The organism is Enterobacter sp. RCC_40, assembly GCF_041360735.1.
In the GTDB taxonomy this organism is placed as follows: Bacteria; Pseudomonadota; Gammaproteobacteria; order Enterobacterales; family Enterobacteriaceae; genus Enterobacter; species Enterobacter ludwigii.
Genome location: NZ_JBFUPR010000006.1, coordinates 150,496 through 177,467 on the forward strand (window position 1 = coordinate 150,496; position 26,972 = coordinate 177,467).

Below are 26,972 nucleotides of genomic sequence, written 5' to 3' on the forward strand. Positions count from 1 at the left end.
AATTAGCTGGTCGAACACGTGCACTTTTTTAGAATACGCTGTTATTAGACTATCCGAACCTTTGGGAGTACACACAATGCAAGAGAACTACAAAATTCTGGTCGTGGATGACGACATGCGCCTGCGTGCGCTGCTTGAGCGTTATCTGACCGAGCAGGGCTTCCAGGTTCGTAGCGTGGCCAACGCTGAGCAGATGGATCGTCTGCTGACCCGCGAATCTTTCCATCTTATGGTACTCGACCTGATGCTGCCTGGTGAAGACGGGCTTTCCATCTGCCGCCGTCTGCGTAGCCAGAGCAACCCTATGCCGATCATCATGGTGACGGCGAAAGGGGAAGAGGTTGACCGCATCGTTGGTCTGGAAATCGGCGCTGACGACTACATTCCAAAACCGTTCAACCCGCGTGAACTGCTGGCCCGTATTCGCGCCGTGCTGCGCCGTCAGGCGAACGAACTGCCTGGCGCACCGTCGCAGGAAGAAGCGGTGATTGCGTTTGGTAAGTTCAAGCTGAATCTCGGTACCCGTGAGATGTTCCGTGAAGATGAACCTATGCCGCTCACCAGCGGTGAGTTCGCGGTGCTGAAAGCGCTGGTCAGCCACCCGCGTGAGCCGCTTTCACGTGACAAGCTGATGAACCTGGCGCGTGGCCGTGAATACTCCGCAATGGAACGTTCCATTGACGTGCAGATCTCCCGTCTGCGCCGCATGGTGGAAGAAGATCCGGCGCATCCTCGTTATATTCAGACCGTATGGGGTCTGGGCTACGTGTTTGTCCCGGACGGCGCTAAAGCATGAGGCGAATGCGCTTCTCTCCGCGAAGCTCATTTGCCCGTACGCTGTTACTGATTGTCACCCTGCTGTTCGTCAGCCTGGTGACAACCTATCTGGTGGTGCTGAACTTTGCGATCCTGCCGAGCCTCCAGCAGTTCAATAAGGTTCTGGCATACGAAGTGCGTATGCTGATGACCGATAAACTGCAACTGGAGGACGGCACGCAGTTAGTTGTTCCCCCGGCGTTTCGCCGTGAAATCTACCGTGAGCTGGGTATTTCGCTTTACTCCAACGAAGCGGCAGAAGACGCTGGCCTGCGCTGGGCGCAGCATTATGAGTTCCTCAGCCAGCAGATGGCGCAGCAGTTAGGTGGCCCGACGGAAGTGCGCGTTGAGGTCAACAAAAGCTCGCCGGTCGTCTGGCTGAAAACGTGGCTGTCACCCAATATCTGGGTGCGCGTCCCGCTGACCGAAATTCACCAGGGTGACTTCTCACCGCTGTTCCGCTACACCCTTGCCATTATGCTGCTGGCGATAGGCGGCGCGTGGCTGTTTATTCGTATACAGAACCGACCGCTGGTCGACCTGGAGCACGCTGCGCTGCAGGTCGGTAAAGGGATTATTCCTCCGCCACTGCGTGAGTACGGCGCCTCAGAAGTGCGTTCCGTGACGCGGGCCTTTAACCATATGGCGGCCGGCGTGAAGCAGCTGGCAGACGACCGTACGCTGCTGATGGCGGGCGTGAGCCATGACCTGCGCACGCCGCTCACGCGTATCCGTCTGGCGACGGAGATGATGGGCGAAGAGGATGGTTATCTTGCGGAGTCCATTAACAAGGACATCGAAGAGTGTAACGCCATTATCGAGCAGTTCATTGACTACCTGCGTACCGGGCAGGAGATGCCGATGGAGATGGCCGATCTGAATGCGGTACTCGGTGAAGTGGTCGCGGCGGAAAGCGGCTACGAGCGGGAAATCGATACCGACCTGCAGGCCGGTGAAATTCAGGTGCGGATGCACCCGCTTTCCATTAAACGTGCGGTGGCCAATATGGTGGTTAACGCGGCCCGTTATGGCAATGGCTGGATTAAAGTCAGCAGCGGATCTGAGCTCAACCGCGCCTGGTTCCAGGTGGAAGATGACGGTCCGGGCATTAAGCCAGAGCAGCGTAAGCATCTGTTCCAGCCGTTTGTGCGGGGCGATAGCGCGCGCAGTACCAGCGGAACCGGCTTAGGCCTGGCGATTGTGCAGCGTATTGTGGATAACCATAACGGCTTGCTGGAGATTGGGACCAGTGAGCGGGGTGGTTTAAGCATTCGCGCATGGTTACCGGTGCCGGTGACGCGCGGGCAGGTGAGAGAGAGTTAAAAAAGGGTGGCAAAAGCCACCCTTTTTTTTGCAGGTCGTGTCAGCTGTTACAGCTTCGGACCCGCACTCACCAGCGCTTCACCTGCCGGGGTATCGGTATACTTCTCGAAGTTCTCAATAAACAGTTTCGCCAGCGATTCTGCTTTCTCACGCCACTGCTCCGGTGAGCCGTAGGTATTGCGTGGGTCGAGAATACGGGTCTCTACGCCCGGCAGCGCCGTCGGGATTGCCAGATCAAACATCGGCAGCGTGAAGGTTTCGGCGTTATCGAGTGAACCATCCAGAATGGCGTCGATAATGGCGCGGGTATCTTTGATGGAGATACGTTTGCCGGTGCCGTTCCAGCCGGTATTCACCAGGTACGCCTGTGCACCGGACGCCTGCATGCGTTTGACCAGCACTTCAGCGTACTGCGTCGGGTGCAGCGACAGGAACGCTGCGCCGAAGCAGGCGGAGAAGGTTGGCGTTGGCTCCGTCACGCCGCGCTCGGTACCGGCCAGTTTGGCGGTAAAACCAGACAGGAAGTGGTACTGCGTCTGGCTGGCGGTCAGGCGGGACACCGGAGGCAACACGCCGAACGCATCTGCCGTCAGGAAAATCACCTTCGTCGCGTGGCCCGCTTTTGACACCGGCTTCACGATGTTGTCGATGTGGTAGATAGGGTAAGACACGCGGGTGTTTTCGGTTTTCGAAGCATCGTCGAAGTCGATCGTTCCATCGGCACGCACGGTGACGTTTTCCAGCAGCGCATCGCGGCGGATGGCATGGAAGATATCTGGCTCCGCTTCTTCAGACAGGCGAATGGTCTTCGCGTAGCAGCCCCCTTCGAAGTTAAACACGCCGTCATCATCCCAGCCGTGCTCGTCATCGCCAATCAGACGACGTTTCGGATCGGTAGAAAGGGTGGTTTTACCGGTGCCGGACAGGCCGAAGAACACCGCCACATCCCCTTTTTCACCGACGTTTGCCGAACAGTGCATGGAGGCGATACCGCGCAGCGGCAGCAGGTAGTTCATCACCGAGAACATCCCTTTCTTCATTTCGCCGCCGTACCAGGTACCGCCGATCAGCTGAATACGCTCGGTCAGGTTAAAGGCGATGAAGTTTTCGGAGTTAAGACCCTGCTCTTTCCACTGTGGGTTCGTGCATTTCGCCCCGTTCATCACGATGAAGTCAGGTGTGAAATCCTGCAGCTCTTCGTCGTCAGGACGAATAAACATGTTTTTCACGAAATGCGCCTGCCAGGCCACTTCAGTGATAAACCGCACGGAAAGACGGGTGTCGGCGTTAGCGCCGCAGAAAGCATCAACGATAAACAGACGCTTGCCGGAAAGTTGATGGGTAACGAGCCCTTTCAGATGCTGCCAGGTTTCCGGAGAGAGCGGTTTGTTATCGTTCTTCCCTTTGCCTTTATCAGCCCACCACAGTGTGTCGCGGGTGGTCTCGTCTCGGACGATGTATTTATCTTTCGGCGAACGACCGGTAAAGATACCGGTATCGACGGCGATAGCACCAAGGTTAGTCAACACACCTCGCTCGTATCCTTCCAGTGCTGGATTGAGCTCTTCCTGATACAGCGTATCGTAATCGGGGTTGTAGACGATTTCCTGGACGTCGTGAATACCATAAGCCTTGAGATCTTGCGGGGTTAAACCAGTAACACGCATATCACTGCTCCTTAGCCAATATGTACTGTCTGAAATTGTAGGGTTTTTGTGAGGTTGTTAACCGCGACGGGGCTCATAGATTTACGCATCTGGACAAAACCCTTACTAACGGAAAACGCTGCGACTCCAGTCACAGGGCAGGCGGATTATCGCAGGAATCGCTTTTTGGTTGGGGAAAATGTTCCGAAAAGGTTAATGGCTGGTGATTTTATCGGAAGGAATGTGAATGTAATCGCATACACGTAAGAAAATTACGTAAGAGTTACAGTGTTAAAAACGATTCAGCCAGAGAGGGCTTTTTTGCACTTTGCCCTCTCGCAAAAGGGAGAGGGCAAGATGAGGGCAGGCTTTGCTTAGTGGACCTGAGGATCCGCCGGGGAGGCGTTGTTGCGGATCTCAGCAATATCCATCGAATTGAACACGTAGTGCGTACCGCAGTAGTCACAGTGCATATCGATTTCGCCGTCTTCCGCCATGATGCTGTCGATCTCTTCATCCGGCAGCGTCTTCAGCGCGCCAGCGCAGCGTTCACGTGAACAGGTGCACTTAAATTCTACCGACTGTGGGTCGTAAACCGTCACTTCTTCTTCGTGATAAAGACGCCACAGGACATCGGTCGCCGACAGGGTGAACAGCTCTTCTGCTTTGACGGTTTCCGTCAGGGTCGCGAGGTGCTCGAAGTCGTTGGTCTGCGCGTCCTGCGCAGGCAGAACCTGCAGCAGCATACCGCCAGCAGCAGGCTGACCGTCTACTTCACCGGTGCGGATGAACAGACGTGTCGGCAGCTGTTCAGAACGCATGAAGTAATCTTCCAGGCAGGCCGCCAGCGTATCGCCTTCGAGGCCAACCACGCCCTGATAGCGCTCACCTTCCTCCGGGGAGATGGTGATGACCAGATAGCCATTACCCACCAGCGTTTTCAGGTCCGCGTTTTCAGGAACATCGCCCTGTACGCGCGCCACGCCGCGCATCTGCTGCTGGTTATTACCGTTGATGACCGCCAGGGTCATAGGGCCATCACCCTGCAACTGCACGGTGATATCCCCGGCAAATTTAAGGGTGGCAGTCAGCAGGCTGGTGGCAACCAGCAGTTCGCCCAACAGGGTTTTCACCGGCAGCGGGTAGTTGTGGTTTTCCAGAATCTGTTTCCAGGTTTCGGATACGGTGACCAGCTCGCCGCGCACGGCGAATTGTTCAAACAGATAGCGGTGTAATTGGTCGTGTTGGGCCATAATAGTCTCTCGTGCAGGTGAGGGTTACTCGGTCTCACCATGTTTAAATTTCATCAGATCGCGGCGCTCTTTTTTATCCGGACGCCGGTCCGGGTGGGGCATTGTCAGCGCATTCATTTTGCGCGCCAGCACGGTCTTCTCGCGTTTTTCAATGCTCTCAGCCGTCTCTTCATACAGCAGTACGGCTTCGGTTGCGGGCCGTCGTTGTTCAGTAATGGCTTTAATCACCACGGTACGTTCATCGTTGCCCTGACGCAGCGTTAAGGTGGCATTCAGTTCGACCAGCTTGCTCGGTTTGCTGCGCTGGCCGTTGTAATGCACTTTACCGCCGTCAATCATGTCGCGGGCAAGGGCGCGCGTTTTATAAAAACGGGCCGCCCACAGCCATTTATCCAGTCTTACCCCTTCAGAGGGTTTTTCTTTCATGGCCTCTCCTTCACGGTCAGTGAGGGGATCATCTGGCGATAGTCGTTCAGCCCCGGATGGCGCAGATAGATTTTTTCAGCCAGGCCAGAGTCAGGATTGGTAACGCCCAGACAATAGCGAATGCCAAACCTGGCCGCGGAATCCAGAATAGGCTCGCTGTCATCAATAAACAGCGTGCGTTCCGGCTGCAAACCGGTCTCTTCCGCCACCGCATGCCACAACCGCTGATCCTCTTTCGGATAACCAAATGTGTGGGTGGAAAGTAATAAATCAAGGTGCGAAGCAAGACCCGTATGCTCCAGCTTCACGGCCAGATTGTGAGGATGGGCGTTGGTCAGCAAGATACGGCGCTTGCCGCTCGCTTTCAGCGCATCCAGAAAAGGCACGGTATCCTCACGCAGTACGGCGCGCGGGCCCTGGGCGGTGGTCATGGCACAAATATCCAAACCGAGGCGCTCGCTCCAGTAGTCAAGACAGTACCAGTTTAGCGTATGCTGCACCGCGCTATATTGCGAACGAATGAATTCCTGCGCTTCTGCCGGGGAGATCCCCTGCTGTTCACCATAGGTTTCCGGAACCAGCTTTTGCCAGAAATAGTTATCAAAGGCGAGATCGAGCAGCGTGCCGTCCATATCCAGCAGAACGGTATCAACCTCCTGCCAGGCGATATCAAGATGCATAAGGGGGAACTCCAGCCTGAAGAAACGTGCGCGACAGGGTAGCACATCTTGTCGCGCATCGACGTTATCAGATCAGGCTCTCAGAGGAGGGGATCAGCTTAGGGTTAAGGCAATTTTCGTAATACTGCTGGATGTCGGCAAGCCTGGTGCGTGAGCGCTGATAGCGACGCAGCGCCATAAAACCGTTCCAGCAAATGCATACCAGCATCGCAATCATCAGCAGCGAGGTGCCGATGTAGCGCCACAGGCCTGCGCTGTCCGGCATGCGGTGCAGGCCGATGTGGCGCGTGCCGTTGGCATCGGTAAAGATACTCGTCACAATCCCTTCAGCGCTAAACGGCGTCTGCATCAGCATCTGCGCCAGGCGCTGGAACTGGCCCCACTGTTCCTGAGCCGGGTAGTCATAAAGTGCGACCTGCGGGTATGGCTGATCGACCAGGTCGCTCCCTTCATCACTGACGATCACAAAGCCGCCCGGTGCCGGGCTGTTCAGCGCCTGCGCCGCACGGGTAGTTTCGCGCATCACGAAGGGTGCGGTTGACGTGGCGACCAGATTATCCAGCGACTCGGCGCTGACCGGACGCAGCAGCACGTTAACGCCATCCAGCCGGCCCGCTTCCGCGCGTTTCACCAGCGAATCCCAGTCTTTACTGTTACCCAGGTTCACAAGGGCGTTTTTGAGACGTACGCATTCGTCCTGAGCGGAACACAAATCCTGTGTTTTCAGAACGATGTCACCAAAGTCGTCCAGAAGCACCATCCCCGATTTCTGAATGGCCGAGCGCAGGGCAGGGCTCACGCGCGAGTCGTCATCGGGTTTCGGGTGCAGCTGGCGATTGACCGTCTGGGTAAGCGACGTGGCTTTATTGACAACCTCAGATTCAGGCAGCGGCAGCGGCGGCGCATCATTCCAGATAATTTGTGAGCAATCGAACGGCATGAACGGCGAGCTCTGACGCGTATTCCATGCGCCAGGCGTATGAATGTTACACATGCCGGTGCCCTTCAGGCGCAGCGTATCACCGACCCGCACGCCAGCCTCGTCCAGCTGGTTGACGCTGGTTGCCTCAATGGTTTGCGCCCCTTTTATCCATGACAGGGTAAATTTAATGGGCATATCCAGCGGGACAAACAGCAGAAGCATGATAAACACCAGCGCTGCCCCCCCGGCAATGACCGCACTGCGTAACCAGTGCTGAAGCGGGAAATTTTTTACTTCATCATGCAGGGATAAAAAGCGCCCCTGGCGCACCACATGGCGGTCAAGGTAGATATCGATATCGGTTTTCTGCCCTAAATCCTGGGCAATCCACGGCTGCCAGTGGCGCGGGTAGATAAGATCGATAATACCGAGCGAGATATTATTGAGGTGCTCCTGGTCACTCTCACCGAACAGACCCCAGCGCTTAGGAGTACCGCGCAGGCAGTGGATCTCACGTAGCGAGGTTTTTGCCGGCGGGGCAAAGAGCCCCCACAGCCCGGCTGCCAGCAACAGCACCGCACCGCCAGCCAGCCAGGGGACAAACACATCCGGCGTCAGCAGGCAGATGAAAAAGAGCAGGAACGCGGCCACGATCAGAATCGCTTCGCGAATGCCGTCAGGGCGGCTCAGGGCGTACTCTTCATGCGTCTCCTGGCGAATGTTCAGCAGCTCGATCTGCTCTGTTTCTTCGCCACGAATGGAGGCCTGTGTTGAACTTGCGCGTTCCAGCGCAAAACGCGGGGCTTCCTGAAGATATTCATTCAACGTATGGCCGTTGAGTGAGATAACCAGCGGCAACGAATCGGTATGGATCAGCTCTACGCTGTTTTCGTCATTAATGTACTGCTCCCAGGACGGGGGCAGATGCACTTCAACCGAATCCAGGTAATAGCGCCATTTATTGGGATCGTCTGTGGTGATGCCATAGCGGGTGATGGAGCGCGTCACACTGAGCACTGTGTCACTTTGCGCATTTAACTTGAGCGCCACCGGCGCAGCAGTTGCCCCCGTCGGCCCAGGTGTTAACTGAGAACGGTTCAGTGTTTCGAGATAGTTTTCTACTGCATCGCGCTCTTCTTGCGTCAGTTTACGCGTCGTCGCACCGGCAAAGGCGTTTAAAAAGGGCAGCCGGTAACGACGCCTTACGCGACGCCTGTATACCCACCCTGCAACCAATGCGCTGGCCAGCATAGCAGCGAGAACAATCAAAATGGTGCTCATGCTTTCCCCATCTTACTTATCTTCTTACAGGTGTAGTCAGTAGCACCTTTAACATTGAATGAGAGTCTGTGGTTGGCTATCGGCAAGTATGGAGTCGAACTTGAGCATTCTGAAGCGCATCCCAGTGACCGATGATGATAGCAAAGCCTGTTATGGCGCGATATCAGCAAATTCCTGGAAACATTTCAACCTCTTGACATTTGTTTTGAATTGAGGATTGATTCCTGTTACGTTGCATAAATGTAAATACAGAACAATTGACATTGCCGAAACCGTGCGGCGTATCGCACAATAAAGCCAGTTCCCACTGCTAAGACCCCATCACGATGAGCAAACCACTACAAAAACCCACCATTCTGAATGTTGAAACAGTCGCAAAATCGCGCCTGTTTAATGTCGAAAGTGTGGATCTGGAGTTCAGCAACGGTGTGCGTCGCGTTTACGAACGTATGCGCCCTTCTTCGCGCGAAGCGGTGATGATTGTTCCTGTCGTCGACGACCATCTGATCTTAATCCGCGAGTATGCCGTGGGAACCGAATCTTACGAACTTGGGTTCTCGAAAGGGCTCATCGATCCGGGTGAAACGGTCTTTGAGGCGGCCAATCGCGAGCTCAAAGAAGAGGTCGGTTTTGGCGCGAACGAACTGACGTTCCTGAAAAAACTGAGCATGGCACCCTCCTATTTTTCCAGCAAAATGAACATTGTGGTTGCTGAGGATCTTTATCCAGAATCGCTGGAAGGGGACGAGCCGGAGCCACTGCCACAGGTTCGCTGGCCGCTGGCCCATATGATGGACCTGCTCGAAGACCCTGATTTTAACGAGGCCCGCAACGTGAGCGCGCTGTTCCTGGTACGCGAATGGCTGAAGGGGCAGGGGCGGTTATAACAGCCTGATGCCGCAACGTGTGAGAGAACAAAAAAAACGGCAACCTGAGGTTGCCGTTTTTACGTTGCCCGTTAGAACAACTCGTGCGTTTCGCCGTTATCAATGATTTCTGTACCCACCTCATGCACCGCCTGTGTGGTCGGCTGCGTGCCCTCGATGAAATACTCTGCACGGCTATTGCCGCCATTGGCGAGCTGCCCGGTGCTGCGGTCGATATTGACGGTAACCACGCCCGGTGGTGGCGTCAGCGGTTGCTCCGGAACGCCTTCCAGCACGGATTTCATATAGGCATCCCAGGCCGGTTGCGCGCTCTTCGCGCCGCCTTCGTAGCCAGAAATCTGATCTTTAATCGCGCCTGAAGCCGTGGTGCGGCCTAAATCACGGCGATGATCGTCAAAACCGATCCAGACTGACGTCACCACGCCCGGGCCGTAACCGGAGAACCACGCATCTTTCGAGCTGTTTGTTGTCCCCGTTTTACCGCCGATATCATGGCGCTGTAAATCACGTCCTGCGCGCCAGCCGGTCCCTTGCCAGCCAGGTTCGCCGAAGATGTTGGTGTTCAGCGCGCTCTTTATCAGGAACGACAGCGGCGTGTTGATGACATGCGGTGCATACTCCTGCGCCCCGCTCTGCGCCACCAGCGACTGGTTAGCCTGTTCCAGCTGCGGCTGCGGCAACACAGGGTTCGTCTGCTCCTGAGACACGGCAACGTCTTCCATGTCCTTGTTTTCAATTACCTCAGATTTTGGCGTATTGCCGTAAATGACCGGAATATCGCAGTCAGGGCAGGCAATTTTCGGCTTCGCTTCAAACAGCACGCCACCCTGGTCGTTCTCGATTTTACTGATGAAGTACGGGTCAATCAGGAAGCCGCCGTTAGCCATCACCGAGTACCCCCGCGCCACCTGAAGCGGCGTAAAGGACGCAGAGCCTAACGCCAGCGATTCGGTGCGCACGATGTTCTGAGCCGGGAAACCGAAGCGTTGCAGATATTCCGCGGCATAGTCGACACCCATCGCACGCATTGCGCGCACCATCACCACGTTTTTCGACTGCCCAAGACCCTGACGAAGACGAATAGGGCCTGAATATTCCGCCGGTGAGTTCTTCGGCTGCCAGTCAGAACCGGCACCGGCATCCCAGCGGGAGATAGGCACGTCGTTCAGGATACTGGCGAGAGTCAGTCCCTTATCCATGGCTGCGGTGTAGAGGAACGGCTTGATGTTAGAGCCAACCTGACGCAACGCCTGGGTGGCGCGGTTAAATTTGCTCTGGTTGAAATCGAACCCACCGACCAGGGCCAGCACGGCACCGTTCTGCGGATTGATGGACACCAGGGCCGAGTTAACGTCTGGCACCTGCGCCAGCCACCAGCTGTCGCCCACCTTGCGTACCCAGATTTGCTGTCCGGTCTGGACGACATCCGTCACTTTACGCGGCGTCGGGCCTTGCAGGGTGTCTGAGCGGTACGGGCGAGCCCAACGGATCCCGTCCATACGCAGGGAGACAGACGTTCCATCCGCCAGCGTTGCCACTGCTTCCTGTGGATCGGCCTGAGTCACCACGGCAGGAAGGAGCGGGCCATAGGTGGGCAGCGCTTTCAGCGTACTGGTGATTTTTTTGCTGTCCCAGGCGCTTTCGCCGACTTTCCACAGCACATTTGACGGGCCGCGATAACCGTGGCGCATGTCGTAATCCATCACGTTGTTACGCACCGCTTCCTGAGCCGCCTGCTGAACGTTGCGGGTCACGGTGGTGTAAACGCGGTAGCCATCTTCGTAGGCTTTATCGCCGTAGCGGCTCACCATCTCCTGACGCACCATTTCGGTGAGATAAGGGGCAGAGAAGGCAATCTCCGGCGCATGGTAGTTGGCATCGATAACATCGTTGCGCGCCTGTTCGTACTCGCTCTGGCTGATATAGCCTTCGCTCAGCATACGTGACAGGACGACGTTACGACGCGCCGTAGCGCGTTCAAGCGAGTAGAGCGGGTTGAAGGTCGATGGCGCTTTAGGCAGACCGGCAATGGTCGCCATTTCGCTTAACGTCAGCTGCTCGACAGGTTTACCAAAGTACACCTGCGCGGCCGCACCAACACCGTAGGCGCGGTAGCCGAGGTAGATTTTATTGAGGTACAGCTCAAGGATCTCGTCTTTGCTCAACAACTGCTCTATACGGATCGCAAGGAACACCTCTTTGATCTTACGGGTCAGGGTCTTTTCTGGGCTAAGGAAGAAGTTACGCGCCAGCTGCTGTGTAATGGTACTTGCCCCCTGAGAGGCATGACCGGAGAACAGCGCAATACTTGCAGCACGGAAAATCCCCACCGGATCGACACCGTGGTGCTCGTAAAAACGGCTGTCCTCGGTAGCGATAAAGGCTTTGACCATCACGGGCGGAATTTGATTTAAGGTCAGCGGGATACGACGCTTTTCGCCGTACTGCGCCATTAACTCGCCATCGGCGCTGTAGACCTGCATCGGGATCTGGAGTCGCACATCGCGAAGCGTAGCGACATCAGGCAGCTGCGGCTCAATATATTTGTACAAACCATAAATCGAGCCTGCTCCCAGCAGAATGCAACAGACTGCAAGGATTAATAAATACTTTACGAACTTCACCGGAGATTTCCCATTTGGTTTCACTTGGGCAGTTTCTAAACAATCGCGCGGTAGTATAAAGGCAAGCCTGATTCATTGATATAGCCGTCACCTGACGGGCGATAAGGAGATCGTGAAGCATGGCTTTTAAAACATGGCAAACAGGCGTTCATATTCAACAGGATAGGGTGCAGATAGTGGCGCTGGCCCGGGAGCGGTCGGGCTGGCGTTTGTGCCGCTGGTGGGCTATCACTCTGGCCGACGGGATTATCCGGGATGGCAAAATTTGCCAGCCTGAACAACTGGTTGACGCCTTGCGCGACTGGCGGAAAACGTTGCCACACTCCCACCGGGTGTTTCTCTCATTTCCGGCGGCACGCACGCTGCAACGATCGCTTCCCCGTCCGGGCGTGGCGCTGCGCGACAGCGAACAGCTCTCCTGGCTGGGGGCGACACTCTCGCGTGAACTGGAGATGGCTGCTGACACGCTCTGTTTTGATTATGCGCAGGATACGTTCAGCAATACATTCCATGTCACCGCGGCACAAAACAACGAGATTCACCCCCTGCTGACGCTGGCAAAGATATTGCGTTTACGGCTCGTGACGATCACCCCGGATGCCAGTGCGCTGGCGAACCTTCTCCCTGCGGTAGCGCCGGCGCAGTGTGTCGCCTGGCGGGATGGGCATCAGTGGCTGTGGGCGATGCGCCATCAGTGGGGACGGCGTTTTACCACGGAAGCGGAAAACGTGGCCGATCTCGCGGCACTACTGGCCCTCACGCCGCAGGACATTGCCCTCTTTGATAGTCAGCGAGACCCCTGGGACGCCCTGGTTCGTTGCCATGCTCCTCTGCCGGCATGCGGCGCTGATTATACCGTCGCGCTGGCGCTGGCCATGAGTGAGGTGCCGGAATGAGCATGACGAATTTTTTGCCGTGGCGGCGGCAGCGACGCGTGCGCTGCCTGCGATTCTGGGGCGTACTGTTTGTCGCTACGTGGCTGCTGATACTGATGGGGGTTTTCAGCCTGCGGATGAATCCTCTCGTGATGACACGTGCGCTGCATATTCAACTGGCGGGCATGCAGTCCGTGCAGCAGGCGCTGGTGTCTCGTACAAGGTCAGGCACAGAGACGCCGACGCCCGCGCCAGCGCCTCAACGACGCGCCTGGCAGCCGGTGCTGGAGTCCTTTGCCGGGATGATGCCATCCCAGGTCTGGCTGACCGAACTGCGCTATCAGCCCCCTACACTGATGTTAACCGGATATGCCGCAACACTCCCCGCGCTCTCTGCTCTGCGGGATGGGCTCGGAAAGATGGCGGGGTTTACCGCGGGGCCGACGGGGGAATTACAGCAGGATGACCTGGGGCGCTGGATGTTCACCTTTCATCTGCGAAGCGAGGGCTAATGCGTGGAAACCTTGTTCGAACGCTGGTGCGAAAGCAGCCCCCGATGGCGGGTGCTGTGCTGGTGTCTGAGCGTTCTCTTTCTGGGGAGTACGACGTGGGGCATGGTGCTTCGACCGGTAGCAAAGCAGGTGGCTGAACTTCAGCGGCAGGTCAGCGAGGCCGCACAGGCTAATGTCTCGCTATGGCCCGCCGCCAGTCAGGTGCCGCGGCGTCACGCACCCCGTGAAGCCACGGTAATGACGCCTTTTTCGCCACTCGAGTTTCAGGGGGCGGGCACAAGACTGGTTCACTGGAAGCCGTTGCAAAACGGAGGGGAACTGACGCTGGATGCTGAATGGCAGGCCATCCCGACAGTTTTCACCCGGCTGGCGCAGTGGGATGTTCAGGTTGCCGCCTTTGCTCTCTCTGCACAGGGTTCGGCATTACGCCTGCGGGTGGAGCTGGAGGAGCCGCATGCAAAATAGCGCGCGTTGCCTGCTGGTGTGTTGCGCCCTGTTAGTGACCGGGATGCGGGATCCTTTTCGCCCGCCGGATGACCCTTGTGCGGTAGGGCAACTGGCGCAGTGGCATTACCACGGGATGGTGGGCAGCACGCAGGACACTGGCATTTTACAGGACGGGCAAAAGCGCTGGCATCGCCTGACACCGCAACAGCATCTCCCGGTGGGCTGGCGGGTAACGGCCCTCAATGAAAGGGAACTGGTCGTCGATGTGGGGGATGCATGTGAACCCAGACAATGGACGTGGCAACGAGAAGGAACGAAAAAGAATGAACATAAGGATAACGCTGTGGCTGCTGGCGTTCAGTCATCCGCTGTGGGCCGCCGCGCCAAAGCCGATCACGCTGGTGGTGGATGAGGTACCGGTGGTGCAGGTGCTACAGGCGATGGTTGCACAGGAGAACCGTAATCTGGTGGTATCGCCAGATGTCAGCGGCACGCTGTCGCTCAATCTGACACGCGTCCCCTGGCGACAGGCGCTACAGACGGTCGTCACCAGCGCCGGGCTTGTTCTGCATGAAGAAGGGGGCATTTTTTATGTTCACACCGCAGCCTGGCAGCGTGAACAGCTGGAACGCAAAGAGCAGGAGCGGACACGCCGACAGCTTGATGCGCCGCTGGTCTCGCACAGCATACCTTTTTCTTACGCTGACGCCGGGGAACTGCAAAAAGCGGCGGAAAAACTGCTCAGCCCAAAAGGGAGTTTGTCTGTCGACAAGCGCACGAACCGTCTGCTGATACGGGATAACCAGGTGGTGCTTGATACGCTGCAGCACTGGGCGACGCAGATGGATATCCCTGTCGAGCAGGTGGAACTGGCGGCGCATATCGTGACCATCAATGAAAAAAGCCTGCGTGAGCTGGGGGTGAAGTGGAATCTCGCCGACGCAACGGAGGCGGGCAAGGTCGGGCAACTCACAACGCTTGGCAGCGATCTGTCCGTGGCAAACGCCACCACCCATGTGGGTTTTAACATTGGGCGGATTAACGGCAGGCTGCTGGATTTGGAATTGTCGGCGCTGGAGCAAAAGCAGCAGGTCGATATCATCGCCAGCCCACGACTGCTGGCCTCGCATATGCAACCGGCCAGTATTAAGCAGGGCAGTGAAATCCCATATCAGGTCTCCAGCGGTGACAGCGGGGCGACCTCCGTGGAATTCAAAGAGGCGGTGTTAGGCATGGAGGTGACGCCGGTGGTGCTGCCCGGCGGTCGCGTACGCCTGAAGCTGCACATCAGTGAAAATATGCCAGGACAGGTGCTACAGCAGGCCGATGGTGAAACGCTCGCCATCGATAAACAAGAAATTGAAACCCAGGTGGAAGTAAAAAGCGGAGAAACGCTGGCGCTGGGCGGAATTTTTTCGCAAAAGAATAAAACCGGAAGCGATCGCGTGCCTGGGCTGGGCAACATCCCGTGGCTTGGACAGCTTTTTCGCCATGACGGAAAGGACAATGAACGACGGGAGTTAGTGGTGTTTATTACACCACGACTGGTCGGTATTCGCTGAAGAGTCACGATCCTCCCAATGATTTTGCATTCAGATTGTTGCAGATGTTTGACGTGGGGCATGAATTAGCATACAAGGAGTACCGATTTGAGTTGGACTTACGTCTTATTGCCTTATGCGTCTGGTGCGGTGATTTAATCAGTTGCCAAACAAGCCGGAGTATTGAGATAATTTTTAGTCTGACTCTCGCTCTATTGCATATGAGGTTTCAGTTCATGTCCTGCTACGCCGGGTGTCTGCGAAGCGGGGATTACCATTAACGAATAGTCTTAGTAGTACCGATAAAATGGCAGAGAAACGCAATATCTTTCTGGTTGGGCCTATGGGTGCCGGCAAAAGCACTATTGGGCGTCAGTTAGCTCAACAACTCAATATGGAATTTTACGATTCTGATCAAGAGATTGAGAAACGAACCGGAGCTGATGTGGGCTGGGTTTTCGACGTAGAAGGCGAAGAAGGTTTCCGTGACCGAGAAGAAAAAGTGATCAACGAACTCACGGAAAAGCAGGGCATTGTTCTGGCAACAGGCGGTGGCTCTGTCAAATCTCGCGAAACCCGCAACCGTCTCTCCGCCCGTGGCGTAGTGGTCTATCTCGAGACGACCATCGAAAAACAGCTGGCACGTACGCAGCGCGATAAAAAGCGCCCGCTGCTGCAGGTTGAAACGCCACCACGCGAAGTTCTGGAAGCGTTGGCCGATGAACGCAATCCGCTGTACGAAGAGATTGCTGATGTGACCATTCGTACTGACGATCAGAGCGCTAAAGTGGTTGCAAACCAGATTATTCATATGCTGGAAAGCAACTGATTCTGGCTTTATATACAATCGCCTGCGGGTAAAAGCATTAAAGGTGGATGTCGCGTCATGGAGAGGATTACAGTTACTCTCGGGGAACGTAGTTACCCAATCACCATCGCGGCTGGTTTGTTTAACGACCCAGCTTCCTTTTTACCACTGAAAGCGGGTGATCAGGCGATGCTGGTCACCAATGAGACGCTGGCTCCGCTTTATCTCGACCGCGTTCGCCACCTGCTTGAACAGGCGGGCGTTAAAGTCGACAGTGTGATTCTGCCCGATGGCGAGCAGTATAAAAGCCTGGCGGTACTGGATACCGTCTTTACCGCATTGCTGCAAAAACCGCATGGTCGCGATACAACACTGCTTGCCCTGGGCGGCGGTGTTGTGGGCGATCTGACGGGCTTTGCGGCTGCAAGTTATCAACGTGGTGTGCGTTTTATTCAAATCCCTACCACGTTACTGTCTCAGGTCGACTCTTCTGTCGGCGGCAAAACGGCCGTTAACCATCCGCTCGGTAAAAATATGATTGGCGCGTTCTACCAGCCGGCATCGGTGGTGGTGGATCTCGACTGTCTGAAAACCCTACCGAAACGCGAGCTGGCTTCCGGTCTGGCTGAAGTGATCAAATACGGCATTATTCTGGATGGCGAGTTCTTTGACTGGCTGGAAGAGAATATGGATGCGTTGCTGCGCCTGGATGAGGCGAAACTGGCTTACTGCATTCGTCGTTGTTGTGAGCTGAAAGCGGAAGTTGTCGCTGCAGACGAGCGTGAAACGGGCTTACGTGCTTTACTGAATCTTGGGCATACGTTTGGTCACGCGATTGAAGCCGAAATGGGTTACGGTAACTGGCTTCACGGTGAAGCAGTCGCTGCCGGAATGGTAATGGCTGCCCGCACTTCTGAACGTCTGGGGCAGTTTAAACCGGAAGAGACGGCACGCATCATCACGCTGCTTGAGCGTGCGGGCTTGCCGGTAACCGGGCCGAAAGAGATGTCGGCACAAGCGTATTTACCCCACATGATGCGCGATAAAAAAGTATTGGCAGGTGAGATGCGTCTTGTACTCCCGCTTGCAATAGGGAAGAGTGAAGTACGCGGCGGAGTGCCGCATGATGTGGTTCTTGGCGCTATTGCTGACTGTCAGCAGGCGTAACAACTAGAAAGGTCAGGCCACTGTTACAGGTGGTCGTTTAGCTTCAGGCGAAATGCAAAGTCGTTGGCATAAGCCTTTGAGTGGGGTGTTAAATGGATGAATTCAAACCAGAAGACGAGCTGAAACCCGATCCCAGCGATCGTCGTACTGGTCGTTCTCGTCAATCTTCAGAACGTGATAACGAGCCGCAGATCAACTTTGACGATGTTGATCTGGATGCAGACGATCGTCGCCCTTCGCGTAGCCGCAACGCACGTGATGAGCGAGAAGAAGAAGAGGGTTATGAGTCCGAAGAAGATTCAATGGACGAAGAGCCTGTAGAGCGTCGCCCACGTAAACGTAAAAAAGCCGCTGCGCAGAAACCCGCCTCCCGCCAGTACATCATGATGGGACTCGGCGTTCTGGTGCTCGTGCTGCTGATTGTCGGTATTGGTTCTGCGCTAAAAGCGCCTTCGACCCCTTCCGGTGAGCAAGCGGCATCCACTGAGAAGAGCATCAGCCTCTCTGGTAACGATGCGACCGATCAGGCGAATGGTGCGCAGCCAGCGCCGGGTACCACCTCCGCCGAGCAGACTGCCGGAAATACAACACAGCCGCAGGATGTTTCTCTGCCGCCAGTTTCTTCTACCCCCGCACAGGGTCAGGCACCTGCCACGCCGGAAGGCCAGCAGCGTGTAGAAGTTCAGGGCGACCTGAACAATGCCCTGACGCAGCCGCAAAATCAGGCGCAGGTGGACAATGCCGTGGTTAACTCTACGCTGCCAACTGAACCTGCGACCGTTGCGCCGATCCGCGGTGGTAACGCTCAGCCGCAAACGGCTGCAACCGAAACCAAACCGCGCCAGACGCAACCTGCGACCCGTCCTGAACGTAAGCAGGCTGTGATTGAACCTAAGCGTGAAACCAAACCTCAGGCAGTCGTCAAAGCGCCTGAAGTGAAAGCGCCGGCTCAGACAAAACGTACTGAAACGACGGTGAGCGAACCGGCAAAAGCACCGGTTACGCAGACTGCACCGAAAGCAACGGCGACCACCACGGCACCGGCTGCCACTTCGGCACCAGCTGCAACTGCGCCTACTGCAACTGCACCTGCAGCGACGGCAACAACCAGCGCCGCAGCAGGCAAGACTGCAGGTAACGTCGGTTCACTGAAGTCAGCCCCGTCCAGCAATTACACGCTGCAGCTGAGCAGTTCGTCTAACTATGACAACCTCAACGGTTGGGCGAAGAAAACAAATCTGAAAAACTATGTGGTTTATCAGACGACCCGTAATGGTCAGCCGTGGTACGTGCTGGTAAGTGGCGTTTATGCTTCAAAAGATGAAGCAAAACGTGCTGTCGCAACGCTGCCCGCCGACGTTCAGGCGAAAAACCCATGGGCTAAGCCAATTCATCAGGTTCAGGCTGATCTGAAGTAATGTTTAAAGCGCAGGATGCTGTCGGAGCTTTCTCCACAGCCGGAGAAGGTGTAATCAGTTAGTCAGCATGAAAAAAAATCGCGCTTTTCTGAAATGGGCAGGGGGGAAATACCCCCTGCTCGATGATATTAAAAAGCACCTGCCGAAAGGCGAGTGTCTTATCGAGCCCTTTGTGGGCGCTGGATCGGTATTCCTGAATACCGATTTTTCTCGTTATATCCTGGCGGATATTAACAGCGACCTCATTAGCCTCTACAACATCGTCAAGCTGCGGACCGACGAGTACGTGGAAGAGGCTCGGAAGCTGTTTACACCCGAGCACAATAATCCGGACGTTTACTACCAGTTCCGCACTGAATTTAATCAAAGTCAGGATCCGTTCCGCCGGGCGCTGTTGTTCCTCTATCTCAATCGACACGGCTACAACGGTCTGTGCCGGTATAATCTTCGTGGTGAATTTAACGTGCCGTTTGGCCGTTATAAGCGTCCGTATTTCCCACAGGATGAGTTGTATCACTTTGCTAAAAAAGCGCAGAATGCCGAATTCCACTGCCTCTCCTATGAAGAGTGCATGGAGCTGGCAGGCGTAAACTCGGTGGTCTATTGCGACCCGCCTTACGCACCGTTGTCTGCGACGGCAAATTTCACCGCTTATCACACCAACAGCTTCAGTCCGGCCGAGCAGGCCCGTCTGGCGGAGATGGCGGAAAAGCTGGTCAGCAAAAGAATTCCGGTGTTAATTTCGAATCACGATACCCCTGATACGCGCGAATGGTACAAAGCCGCGAAGCATTTTCAGGTCAAAGTGCGGCGTAGCATAAGCAGCAACGGCGGCACACGTAAAAAGGTGGACGAACTCCTGGCTCTTTATCGCCCCTGAGCCGTTTTGCCCGCCGGTAAACACATTTCAAGGAGATGCGGATGAAACAGTTTTTGATTGCTCCCTCAATTCTGTCGGCCGATTTTGCCCGCCTGGGTGAAGACACTGCAAAAGCACTCGCGGCGGGCGCAGATGTCGTCCATTTCGACGTTATGGATAACCACTACGTTCCTAATCTGACCATTGGCCCGATGGTGCTTAAAGCGCTGCGTAACTACGGTATTACCGCGCCGATTGACGTCCATCTGATGGTGAAGCCTGTTGACCGTATCGTGCCTGATTTTGCCGCTGCGGGAGCCAGTATCATCACCTTCCACCCTGAAGCGTCTGAACATGTGGATCGCACGCTGCAGCTCATCAAAGAGAATGGCTGTAAAGCAGGTCTGGTTTTCAACCCGGCTACCCCGCTGAGCTATCTCGACCATGTGATGGATAAGCTGGATGTCATTTTGCTGATGTCCGTTAACCCGGGCTTTGGCGGTCAGTCGTTTATCCCTCATACGCTGGATAAACTGCGTGAAGTGCGCCGTCGTATTGATGAGTCAGGTTACGACATTCGTCTGGAAGTCGACGGTGGCGTAAAAGTGAATAACATTGGTGAAATTGCGGCAGCGGGCGCGGATATGTTCGTTGCAGGTTCAGCGATTTTCGACCAACCGGATTACAAAAAAGTCATTGATGAAATGCGCCGTGAACTGGCGAAGGTAAGTCATGGATAAATTGCAGGCAACCCGGGGTATCGCATTTGACCTCGACGGCACGCTGGTTGACAGCGCGCCGGGCTTAACCAGCGCCGTAGACCAGGCGCTGTATGCTCTTGAACTGCCCGTTGCGGGCGAAGAGCGTGTCATCACGTGGATTGGCAATGGCGCCGATGTCCTGATGGAGCGCGCGTTGACATGGGCCCGCCAGGAGCGTGTGTCCCAGCGTTCCGCACAGGGTAAACCGAGCGTGGATCATGCGGATATCCCGCAGGAAGAACAGCTGCGTATCCTGCGTAAATTGTTCAATCGTTTCTATGAAGAGACGGTCGAAGAGGGCAGTTTCCTGTTCCCGGATGTCGCAGAAACGCTGAGTGCGCTTCATGCCAACGGCATTCCGCTGGGGCTGGTGACAAACAAACCGACACCTTTTGTCGCCCCTCTGCTGGAAGCGCTGGACATCGCAAAGTATTTTTCCGTCATTGTTGGCGGTGATGATGTGCAGAACAAAAAGCCGCATCCGGAACCGTTACTGCTGGTGGCAGGAAAATTATCCTTAACGCCCGCGGAGCTGCTCTTTGTCGGTGATTCCCGCAATGATATTCTGGCTGCCAGAGCGGCGGGTTGTCCTTCAGTGGGATTAACCTATGGCTACAACTACGGTGAGGCCATCACGCTGAGTGAGCCGGACGTCGTGTTCGACCACTTCAAAGATTTGTTGCCCGCACTCGGGCTTTCGCACAGTGATAATCAGGAATTGAATAATGACTAAGCCCATCGTTTTTAGTGGCGCACAGCCGTCAGGTGAATTGACCATTGGTAACTACATGGGTGCGTTACGTCAGTGGGTTAGCATGCAGGATGATTACCATTGCATTTACTGCATCGTGGATCTGCATGCTATCACTGCACGTCAGGATCCTGAGAAGCTGCGTAAGGCCACCCTGGACACCCTGGCGCTGTATCTGGCCTGCGGAATTGATCCTGAGAAGAGCACCATTTTCGTTCAGTCTCACGTTCCAGAGCATGCGCAGCTGGGCTGGGCGCTGAACTGCTACACCTACTTCGGCGAACTGAGCCGCATGACGCAGTTCAAGGATAAATCCGCGCGCTACTCAGAAAACATCAACGCCGGTCTGTTTGATTACCCGGTACTGATGGCAGCAGACATTCTGCTGTACCAGACCAACCAGGTGCCGGTTGGCGAAGATCAGAAACAGCATCTGGAACTGAGCCGCGATATCGCCCAGCGCTTTAACGCGCTGTACGGCGACGTGTTCAAAGTGCCTGAGCCGTTCATTCCGAAATCCGGCGCACGCGTGATGTCGCTGCTGGAGCCAACCAAGAAGATGTCCAAGTCTGACGATAACCGCAACAACGTTATCGGCCTGCTGGAAGACCCGAAATCGGTGGTTAAAAAGCTCAAGCGTGCGGTGACCGACTCCGATGAGCCACCTGTTGTGCGTTACGACGTGCAGAACAAAGCGGGCGTCTCCAACCTGCTGGATATCCTCTCCGGTGTGACGGGTCAGAGCATTCCTGAGCTGGAACAACACTTCGAAGGCAAGATGTATGGTCACCTGAAAGGGGAAGTGGCGGATGCTGTTTCCGGCATGCTGACCGAGCTGCAGGAGCGTTATCACCGCTACCGTAACGACGAAGCTTTCCTGCAGAAAGTGATGAAAGAGGGCGCGGAAAAAGCCAGTGCCCGCGCGTCTGAAACCCTTAAAGCGGTGTACCAGGCGATTGGGTTTGTGGGTAAACCGTAACCCTGTTTTGTCGGGTAAGCATGAGCGCTCCCCGACAAAAAACGCGCTGAGCCAGACAAAAAACCGGGACATTCCCGGTTTTTTTACGCCTGAAAAACGCTTACTGCTGTGCGGCCGGGCCGCAGCCACCGATGATCTTCGAAATGGAAATTGCCGGGTGCAGCAGGTAATCATAGCTGCAGTTATTTTTGGTATTTTGAACGTGACCGGTGCAGGCGGTCAGAGTCGATAATATGCCTACCAGAACGGCGGCTTTTGCCAGTTTAAACATAAGCATTCCTTGTCTGAAAAAACGAAAATTGGATCTAACGTGAGGGAATAAATGGAAAAATTCCATTTCGCGGGCGGTATGTTATCGGGAGCGGTAAGAGGGGAGTAGTCCGCATAAGGACTACTCCGGGAAGGGGGAATATGCGTTAGTGATTCGAGAACCAGTTCAGTTTATCGCGCAGCTCCACCACGCGTCCGACAATAATCAGCGCCGGGCTTTCAACCTGCTGTGCCAGCTCACCTAACTGTGTCAGCACGCCGTTCACCACGCGCTGCTTAATGGACGTGCCGTTTTCCACCAGCGCGACGGACATATCCTCTTCCATGCCGTGCTCAAGCAGTTTGGCCTGAATGGTCGCGGCCTGGTTTAACCCCATATAGAACACCAGCGTCTGTTTTTCGGCGGCCAGGTTATGCCAGTCCAGCTCACTGCCGGTTTTCAGGTGCCCCGTCACCAGGCGTACGCTCTGGGCATAGTCACGGTGGGTTAGCGGAATGCCCGAGTAAGCTGAGCAGCCGGAAGCTGCCGTGATGCCCGGCACCACGGAAAACGGAATGCCCGCGTTGCACAACGTTTCCAGCTCTTCACCGCCGCGACCAAAGATAAACGGATCGCCACCCTTGAGGCGCACCACGCGTTTTCCTTTTTGCGCTTCGCGCAGCAGGATCTGGTTAATCTCCTCCTGCGGTACACAGTGGTACCCGGCACGTTTACCGACAAATACGCGATCAGCATCGCGGCGGACCAGGTTCATTATCTCATCGGAGACCAGACGGTCATAAACCACAATATCCGCCTGCTGGATCTGCTGCAGCCCTTTCAGCGTCAGCAAACCGGCATCGCCCGGGCCGGCACCCACCAGCACCACTTCACCGCGATGATCCAGCGGCTCGCAGAGCAACTGCGCCGTCGTCTCTTCCACCGCTTTATGATCCTGATTCGCCAGCGACTGGGCCAGCCTGTCATTCACAAAGAATTTTTCCCAGAAGCGACGGCGTTCACCCACGGTCGCGAAGGTTTGCTTAACCCGTGAACGCAGCTGCCCGGCATAGTGGGCAATCTGGCCAAGATGCTGCGGCAGAATGGCTTCCAGTTTTTCCCGCAGCAGGCGGGCCAGAACGGGAGAGCGGCCGCCGGACGATACCGCAATCATCAGCGGCGAACGGTCAATGATCGACGGCATGATAAAGCTGGCTTCCTTCGGGGCATCCACCACGTTACAGAAGATGCGGCGCGCTTCACAGGCGTCGCTGACGCGCTGATTCACTTCATCGTCATCCGTGGCGGCTATGGTCAGCCAGCAGGTATCAAGCAGGGATTCATTAAACCCCCCCTGCACCAGCGTGAGCATCCCTTCTTTTTCCCAGGCCTCAAACTGCGGGGCGAAGGCCAGGGCGTTAACGGTGAGTCGGGCTCCTGCTTCTAACAGCAAGCGCGCTTTGCGTTCAGCCACATCGCCGCCGCCTACAAGCAGACAGTCGCGATGGCGTAATTGACAGAAAATCGGCAGGTGGTCCACGACATTACCTCACAGCATTCAAGGAGGGGGTAAGAAATTGAGGTCAGGATAACAGCAGGAATCGTACAGAACATACGGTTTTTCCTGCCGCTACCCATAAGGGGTCATAAGCTTTTCATATTGAAAAGGCGAGAGATTAGCCTTTCAGCTGCACCTTACCGTCCTTCACGCGGACATCGTAGGGCTTCACGGAATAACGCTCATCTTCCATGCAATACCCGTCGCGTAAACGAAAACGCTGTTTCTTCAACGGGCTGGCGACCCAGAGTTCACCCTGATGCTCTGCGATTAATCCCCGGGACAGGACGCTGGCCTCAAAGAACGGGTCGACATTGCTGATGGCAAAAACCTGTTCATCATGGCGAGGGCGGAATATCGCGACCTGCTCGTTACCCAGCAGGGCACAGACCCCGGTGGCAGGCAGAATGTCGTTAATGTTGCAGATGTTTACCCACTGGCTCATGCGTTTTCCTCCACCAGAGTCACCGGAATACGTTCATAAGGTGTCGCCGGACGATGCTGCTCGCGTTCTGCCACAACCTGCACATTCGGGTCGCGCTGGGTGCTGTTGATAAAGTGTCTGAAGCGAGTCTGCGCCGCCGGGGTGTTGACGGTTTCAGTCCACTCGCAGATCACCGCCTCGCGCAGGCGCGCCATTTCCGCTTCCAGATGGTCGTTCAGGCCCAGTTTGTCGTCAATGATGACCGATTTCAGGTACTCGATACCGCCTTCCAGGTTATCGAGCCAGGACGCGGTACGGGTCAGCTTATCGGCGGTACGGATGTAGAACATCATAAAGCGGTCGAGATACTGAATCAGCGTATCGCGGTCGAGGTCTGCAGCCAGCAGATCTGCATGGCGTGGTTTCATGCCGCCGTTACCACAGACGTACAGGTTCCAGCCTTTCTCGGTGGCAATGATACCCACATCTTTACCCTGCGCTTCCGCACATTCGCGGGTACAGCCGGAGACGCCAAACTTCATTTTATGCGGTGTACGGATGCCTTTGTAGCGGTTCTCCAGCTCCACACCGAAGCCGACGCTGTCGCCTACGCCGTAGCGGCACCAGGTACTGCCCACACAGGTTTTTGCCATACGCAGCGCTTTCGCGTAGGCGTGGCCGGTTTCGAATCCTGCTTCAATCAGCTGACGCCAGATTTCAGGCAGGTCATCTTTTTGTGCACCAAACAGGCCGATACGCTGAGAGCCGGTGATTTTGGTATACAGGTTAAATTCACGCGCGATACGGCCAACGGCGACCAGCCCTTCCGGGGTGATTTCGCCACCGGCGGAGCGTGGGATGACGGAGTAAGTCCCGTCTTTCTGAATGTTCGCCAGGAAGTTATCGTTGGTATCCTGCAGCGGCGTGTGCTCTGGTTTGAGAACGTACTCGTTCCAGCAGGAGGCCAGCAGGGAACCCACGGTCGGTTTACACACTTCACAGCCATAACCCTGGCCGTGTTTCGCCAGCAGTTCGTCGAAGGATTTGATGCCTTCCACGCGGATCAGGTGGTACAGCTCCTGGCGAGAGTAAGCGAAATGCTCGCACAGGTTATTGTTGACTTCGATACCCTGTTTCGCCAGTTCTGCGTTCAGAACCTGTGTGACCAGCGGGATACACCCACCGCAGCCGGTACCGGCTTTGGTTTCCGCCTTCAGGGCCGCGACGGTATGGCAGCCTTTATTGATGGCCGAAATCAGCATGCCTTTGGTCACATCGAAGCAGGAGCAAATCTGCGCGCTGTCGGGCAGTTTATCCACGCCGATGGACGGCTTACCGCTGGACGCATGCGCCGGAAGGATCAGCGCGTCCGGGTTTTCCGGCAGTTCGATGGCGTTCAATACCAGCTGAAGCAGGTTACCGTAGTCGCTGGTATCGCCCACCAGCACCGCGCCGAGCAGGGTTTTGTTGTCCTGACTGACGATAAGACGTTTGTACACCTCTTTGCTTTCATCGAGGTAAACATAGCTGCGTGCGCCCGGCGTGCGGCCATGCGCATCGCCAATACCGCCTACGTCTACGCCCAGCAGTTTCAGCTTGGCGCTCAGGTCAGCCCCTTCGAAGGCGTTCTGGTTGCCGAGAATATGGTCAACGGCCACCTGCGCCATTTTGTAGCCAGGCGCGACCAGACCGTACACGCGGTTGTTCCAGCTGGCGCATTCGCCGATGGCGTAGATATTCGGGTCGGAGGTCTGGCAGGTATCGTTAATCATGATCCCGCCGCGCTGAGCGACGGCCAGACCGCACTGGGTGGCCAGCTTGTCGCGCGGGCGAATACCGGTAGAGAAGACGATAAAGTCCACTTCCAGTTCGCTGCCATCGGCAAAGCGCATGGTTTTCCGCGCTTCGGTGCCTTCCTGCACAATCTCTTTGGTATTTTTGCTGGTGTGAACCTTCACGCCCATGCTTTCGATTTTACGGCGCAGCTGGTCACCACCCATGTGGTCAAGCTGCTCTGCCATCAGCATCGGGGCAAATTCGATGACGTGGGTTTCAACACCGAGGTTTTTCAGCGCACCGGCGGCTTCCAGACCCAGCAGCCCCCCCCCGACCACGGCGCCACGTTTACTGCGGCGGGCACATGATTCGATCGCATTGAGATCTTCGATGGTACGATAAACGAAGCAATCCTGCGTTTCCGAGCCTTTGATCGGCGGGATCCACGGGTACGAGCCAGTCGCCATGATCAGCTTGTCGTAAAAAACCGTACGTCCGGCGCTGGAGTGGATCACTTTTTCCTGACGGTTGATGGTGATAGCGCGTTCGCCCACCAGCACTTTCACGCCATGCTTCTCGTAGAAACCATCGCGCACCAGAGAGAGCTCTTCAGCGGTATGATGGGAGAAGTAGGAAGACAAGTGCACACGGTCGTACGCCTTGCGGGGTTCTTCACAGAACACGGTAATATCGAACTGGTTAGCATCGGCTTTATCGAGAAGATCCTCAATAAAGCGGTGGCCGACCATGCCGTTACCGATGATAGCGAGTCTGACTTTGCTCATTTTTGCCTCGATTTCTTTTCTATTACTGCCTACCTTAACGATTCAGCAGGGGCACTTATTGATGCAAATCAAATACGCCTTCGCCTACTCCTTAGGTGGTATATGACTGATTTGTCAGGATTTTTATAAGTTGTGGAAATCGCTGGCTTTTCGAGGTCGCCGATTTTGTGTACAAATTAAGGGGCGCATTGTCAAAAATGCGT

25 protein-coding genes are annotated in these 26,972 nt (G+C 55.6%); 15 read left to right on the top strand and 10 right to left on the bottom strand.

Annotation, left to right across the window (positions count from 1 at the left end; all coding sequences use genetic code 11):
* The first annotated feature begins 76 nt into the window (after positions 1–76).
* Together ompR and envZ are read left to right on the top strand one after the other, a co-directional pair.
* A complete protein-coding gene (ompR, locus tag AB6731_RS18850; RefSeq protein ID WP_006177890.1) occupies positions 77–796 on the top strand; it encodes a two-component system response regulator OmpR in 720 nt (239 codons plus the stop codon).
* The gene (gene envZ / locus AB6731_RS18855) at positions 793–2,139 is read left to right on the top strand and encodes a two-component system sensor histidine kinase EnvZ (RefSeq protein WP_014171962.1); all 1,347 of its coding nucleotides are present in this window, start codon (positions 793–795) and stop codon (positions 2,137–2,139) included. The genes ompR and envZ overlap by 4 nt, the downstream gene beginning before the upstream one ends.
* A 47-nt stretch (positions 2,140–2,186) precedes the next feature.
* Here the strand turns inward: envZ and pckA are convergent, their stop codons facing one another.
* From pckA to AB6731_RS18880, 5 genes are all read right to left on the bottom strand, one after another.
* Complete coding sequence (gene pckA / locus AB6731_RS18860) at positions 2,187–3,806, bottom strand: phosphoenolpyruvate carboxykinase (ATP) (RefSeq protein ID WP_032680145.1); 1,620 nt, start codon at positions 3,804–3,806, stop codon at positions 2,187–2,189.
* A gap of 353 nt (positions 3,807–4,159) precedes the next feature.
* Positions 4,160–5,038 (bottom strand): Hsp33 family molecular chaperone HslO, encoded by an 879-nt coding sequence (gene hslO / locus AB6731_RS18865; protein ID WP_014171960.1) that lies wholly within the window; start codon positions 5,036–5,038, stop codon positions 4,160–4,162.
* 24 nt (positions 5,039–5,062) lie between these two features.
* Complete coding sequence (hslR, locus tag AB6731_RS18870) at positions 5,063–5,464, bottom strand: ribosome-associated heat shock protein Hsp15 (protein ID WP_371006661.1); 402 nt, start codon at positions 5,462–5,464, stop codon at positions 5,063–5,065.
* Positions 5,461–6,144 (bottom strand): GMP/IMP nucleotidase, encoded by a 684-nt coding sequence (gene yrfG, locus AB6731_RS18875; RefSeq protein ID WP_138014209.1) that lies wholly within the window; start codon positions 6,142–6,144, stop codon positions 5,461–5,463. The genes hslR and yrfG overlap by 4 nt, the downstream gene beginning before the upstream one ends.
* A gap of 67 nt (positions 6,145–6,211) precedes the next feature.
* A complete protein-coding gene (locus tag AB6731_RS18880; protein WP_371006662.1) occupies positions 6,212–8,347 on the bottom strand; it encodes an intracellular growth attenuator family protein in 2,136 nt (711 codons plus the stop codon).
* 326 nt (positions 8,348–8,673) lie between these two features.
* On the opposite strand from AB6731_RS18880, the gene nudE reads away from it, so the two are divergent.
* Entirely contained in the window at positions 8,674–9,234 is a 561-nt protein-coding gene (gene nudE, locus AB6731_RS18885) for an ADP compounds hydrolase NudE (RefSeq protein ID WP_014171956.1), read from the top strand.
* Positions 9,235–9,305: 71 nt separating this feature from the next.
* Here nudE and mrcA read toward each other — a convergent pair whose 3' ends face one another.
* A complete protein-coding gene (mrcA, locus tag AB6731_RS18890; RefSeq protein ID WP_020884575.1) occupies positions 9,306–11,858 on the bottom strand; it encodes a peptidoglycan glycosyltransferase/peptidoglycan DD-transpeptidase MrcA in 2,553 nt (850 codons plus the stop codon).
* A 119-nt stretch (positions 11,859–11,977) separates the two neighbouring features.
* Here mrcA and AB6731_RS18895 point away from each other — a divergent pair, with 119 nt between their 5' ends.
* The 12 genes from AB6731_RS18895 to trpS all read left to right on the top strand — a co-directional run bounded on the left by AB6731_RS18895 (position 11,978) and on the right by trpS (position 21,976).
* Positions 11,978–12,754, top strand: a complete 777-nt coding sequence (locus AB6731_RS18895) for a DNA utilization protein HofM (RefSeq protein WP_311382922.1) — start codon at positions 11,978–11,980, stop codon at positions 12,752–12,754.
* A complete protein-coding gene (locus AB6731_RS18900; protein ID WP_311382921.1) occupies positions 12,751–13,245 on the top strand; it encodes a PilN domain-containing protein in 495 nt (164 codons plus the stop codon). Before AB6731_RS18895 ends, AB6731_RS18900 begins: the two co-directional genes overlap by 4 nt.
* A gap of 3 nt (positions 13,246–13,248) precedes the next feature.
* Positions 13,249–13,710, top strand: coding sequence for a HofO (locus AB6731_RS18905; RefSeq protein WP_371006663.1), 462 nt, complete (start codon positions 13,249–13,251; stop codon positions 13,708–13,710).
* Entirely contained in the window at positions 13,700–14,104 is a 405-nt protein-coding gene (locus AB6731_RS18910) for a HofP DNA utilization family protein (protein ID WP_371006664.1), read from the top strand. Before AB6731_RS18905 ends, AB6731_RS18910 begins: the two co-directional genes overlap by 11 nt.
* Positions 14,016–15,254, top strand: a complete 1,239-nt coding sequence (gene hofQ / locus AB6731_RS18915) for a DNA uptake porin HofQ (protein ID WP_371006665.1) — start codon at positions 14,016–14,018, stop codon at positions 15,252–15,254. Before AB6731_RS18910 ends, hofQ begins: the two co-directional genes overlap by 89 nt.
* 286 nt (positions 15,255–15,540) lie before the next feature.
* Positions 15,541–16,062 (top strand): shikimate kinase AroK, encoded by a 522-nt coding sequence (gene aroK, locus AB6731_RS18920; RefSeq protein ID WP_003861630.1) that lies wholly within the window; start codon positions 15,541–15,543, stop codon positions 16,060–16,062.
* A 57-nt stretch (positions 16,063–16,119) separates the two neighbouring features.
* Complete coding sequence (gene aroB / locus AB6731_RS18925) at positions 16,120–17,208, top strand: 3-dehydroquinate synthase (protein WP_020884580.1); 1,089 nt, start codon at positions 16,120–16,122, stop codon at positions 17,206–17,208.
* A 92-nt stretch (positions 17,209–17,300) separates the two neighbouring features.
* Positions 17,301–18,626 (top strand): cell division protein DamX, encoded by a 1,326-nt coding sequence (gene damX, locus AB6731_RS18930; RefSeq protein ID WP_371006666.1) that lies wholly within the window; start codon positions 17,301–17,303, stop codon positions 18,624–18,626.
* Positions 18,627–18,693: 67 nt separating this feature from the next.
* A complete protein-coding gene (gene dam / locus AB6731_RS18935) occupies positions 18,694–19,506 on the top strand; it encodes an adenine-specific DNA-methyltransferase (protein WP_014171946.1) in 813 nt (270 codons plus the stop codon).
* A 41-nt stretch (positions 19,507–19,547) separates the two neighbouring features.
* Entirely contained in the window at positions 19,548–20,225 is a 678-nt protein-coding gene (gene rpe, locus AB6731_RS18940) for a ribulose-phosphate 3-epimerase (RefSeq protein WP_014885523.1), read from the top strand.
* Positions 20,218–20,979, top strand: a complete 762-nt coding sequence (gene gph / locus AB6731_RS18945) for a phosphoglycolate phosphatase (RefSeq protein ID WP_020884582.1) — start codon at positions 20,218–20,220, stop codon at positions 20,977–20,979. Before rpe ends, gph begins: the two co-directional genes overlap by 8 nt.
* On the top strand, positions 20,972–21,976 hold the full coding sequence (gene trpS, locus AB6731_RS18950) for a tryptophan--tRNA ligase (RefSeq protein ID WP_014171943.1): 1,005 nt from the start codon (positions 20,972–20,974) through the stop codon (positions 21,974–21,976). Before gph ends, trpS begins: the two co-directional genes overlap by 8 nt.
* A gap of 100 nt (positions 21,977–22,076) precedes the next feature.
* Here trpS and AB6731_RS18955 read toward each other — a convergent pair whose 3' ends face one another.
* The 4 genes from AB6731_RS18955 to nirB all read right to left on the bottom strand — a co-directional run bounded on the left by AB6731_RS18955 (position 22,077) and on the right by nirB (position 26,769).
* Positions 22,077–22,247 carry a YhfL family protein gene (locus tag AB6731_RS18955; RefSeq protein WP_148576885.1) on the bottom strand — a complete coding sequence of 57 codons (171 nt, stop codon included), beginning with the start codon at positions 22,245–22,247 and terminating at the stop codon, positions 22,077–22,079.
* A 145-nt stretch (positions 22,248–22,392) separates the two neighbouring features.
* A complete protein-coding gene (gene cysG / locus AB6731_RS18960; protein WP_020884584.1) occupies positions 22,393–23,766 on the bottom strand; it encodes a siroheme synthase CysG in 1,374 nt (457 codons plus the stop codon).
* A gap of 136 nt (positions 23,767–23,902) precedes the next feature.
* A complete protein-coding gene (gene nirD, locus AB6731_RS18965) occupies positions 23,903–24,229 on the bottom strand; it encodes a nitrite reductase small subunit NirD (protein ID WP_014171940.1) in 327 nt (108 codons plus the stop codon).
* Positions 24,226–26,769: a nitrite reductase large subunit NirB gene (gene nirB, locus AB6731_RS18970; RefSeq protein ID WP_223398680.1), complete on the bottom strand. Its 2,544-nt coding sequence runs from the start codon at positions 26,767–26,769 to the stop codon at positions 24,226–24,228. The genes nirD and nirB overlap by 4 nt, the downstream gene beginning before the upstream one ends.
* Positions 26,770–26,972 lie beyond the last annotated feature (203 nt).

What these genes read in the sequence shown, in the direction of transcription:
- yrfG (WP_138014209.1), bottom strand. Translation starts at nt 6,144, where the DNA reads ATGCATCTTGATATCGCCTGGCAGGAGGTTGATACCGTTCTGCTGGAT.
- damX (WP_371006666.1), top strand. Translation starts at nt 17,301, where the DNA reads ATGGATGAATTCAAACCAGAAGACGAGCTGAAACCCGATCCCAGCGAT.
- hslR (WP_371006661.1), bottom strand. Translation starts at nt 5,464, where the DNA reads ATGAAAGAAAAACCCTCTGAAGGGGTAAGACTGGATAAATGGCTGTGG.
- nudE (WP_014171956.1), top strand. Translation starts at nt 8,674, where the DNA reads ATGAGCAAACCACTACAAAAACCCACCATTCTGAATGTTGAAACAGTC.
- rpe (WP_014885523.1), top strand. Translation starts at nt 19,548, where the DNA reads ATGAAACAGTTTTTGATTGCTCCCTCAATTCTGTCGGCCGATTTTGCC.
- AB6731_RS18895 (WP_311382922.1), top strand. Translation starts at nt 11,978, where the DNA reads ATGGCTTTTAAAACATGGCAAACAGGCGTTCATATTCAACAGGATAGG.
- ompR (WP_006177890.1), top strand. Translation starts at nt 77, where the DNA reads ATGCAAGAGAACTACAAAATTCTGGTCGTGGATGACGACATGCGCCTG.
- gph (WP_020884582.1), top strand. Translation starts at nt 20,218, where the DNA reads ATGGATAAATTGCAGGCAACCCGGGGTATCGCATTTGACCTCGACGGC.
- aroB (WP_020884580.1), top strand. Translation starts at nt 16,120, where the DNA reads ATGGAGAGGATTACAGTTACTCTCGGGGAACGTAGTTACCCAATCACC.
- hslO (WP_014171960.1), bottom strand. Translation starts at nt 5,038, where the DNA reads ATGGCCCAACACGACCAATTACACCGCTATCTGTTTGAACAATTCGCC.
- envZ (WP_014171962.1), top strand. Translation starts at nt 793, where the DNA reads ATGAGGCGAATGCGCTTCTCTCCGCGAAGCTCATTTGCCCGTACGCTG.
- aroK (WP_003861630.1), top strand. Translation starts at nt 15,541, where the DNA reads ATGGCAGAGAAACGCAATATCTTTCTGGTTGGGCCTATGGGTGCCGGC.
- trpS (WP_014171943.1), top strand. Translation starts at nt 20,972, where the DNA reads ATGACTAAGCCCATCGTTTTTAGTGGCGCACAGCCGTCAGGTGAATTG.
- AB6731_RS18955 (WP_148576885.1), bottom strand. Translation starts at nt 22,247, where the DNA reads ATGTTTAAACTGGCAAAAGCCGCCGTTCTGGTAGGCATATTATCGACT.
- AB6731_RS18910 (WP_371006664.1), top strand. Translation starts at nt 13,700, where the DNA reads ATGCAAAATAGCGCGCGTTGCCTGCTGGTGTGTTGCGCCCTGTTAGTG.
- AB6731_RS18880 (WP_371006662.1), bottom strand. Translation starts at nt 8,347, where the DNA reads ATGAGCACCATTTTGATTGTTCTCGCTGCTATGCTGGCCAGCGCATTG.
- dam (WP_014171946.1), top strand. Translation starts at nt 18,694, where the DNA reads ATGAAAAAAAATCGCGCTTTTCTGAAATGGGCAGGGGGGAAATACCCC.
- hofQ (WP_371006665.1), top strand. Translation starts at nt 14,016, where the DNA reads ATGAACATAAGGATAACGCTGTGGCTGCTGGCGTTCAGTCATCCGCTG.
- nirB (WP_223398680.1), bottom strand. Translation starts at nt 26,769, where the DNA reads ATGAGCAAAGTCAGACTCGCTATCATCGGTAACGGCATGGTCGGCCAC.
- pckA (WP_032680145.1), bottom strand. Translation starts at nt 3,806, where the DNA reads ATGCGTGTTACTGGTTTAACCCCGCAAGATCTCAAGGCTTATGGTATT.
- nirD (WP_014171940.1), bottom strand. Translation starts at nt 24,229, where the DNA reads ATGAGCCAGTGGGTAAACATCTGCAACATTAACGACATTCTGCCTGCC.
- AB6731_RS18900 (WP_311382921.1), top strand. Translation starts at nt 12,751, where the DNA reads ATGAGCATGACGAATTTTTTGCCGTGGCGGCGGCAGCGACGCGTGCGC.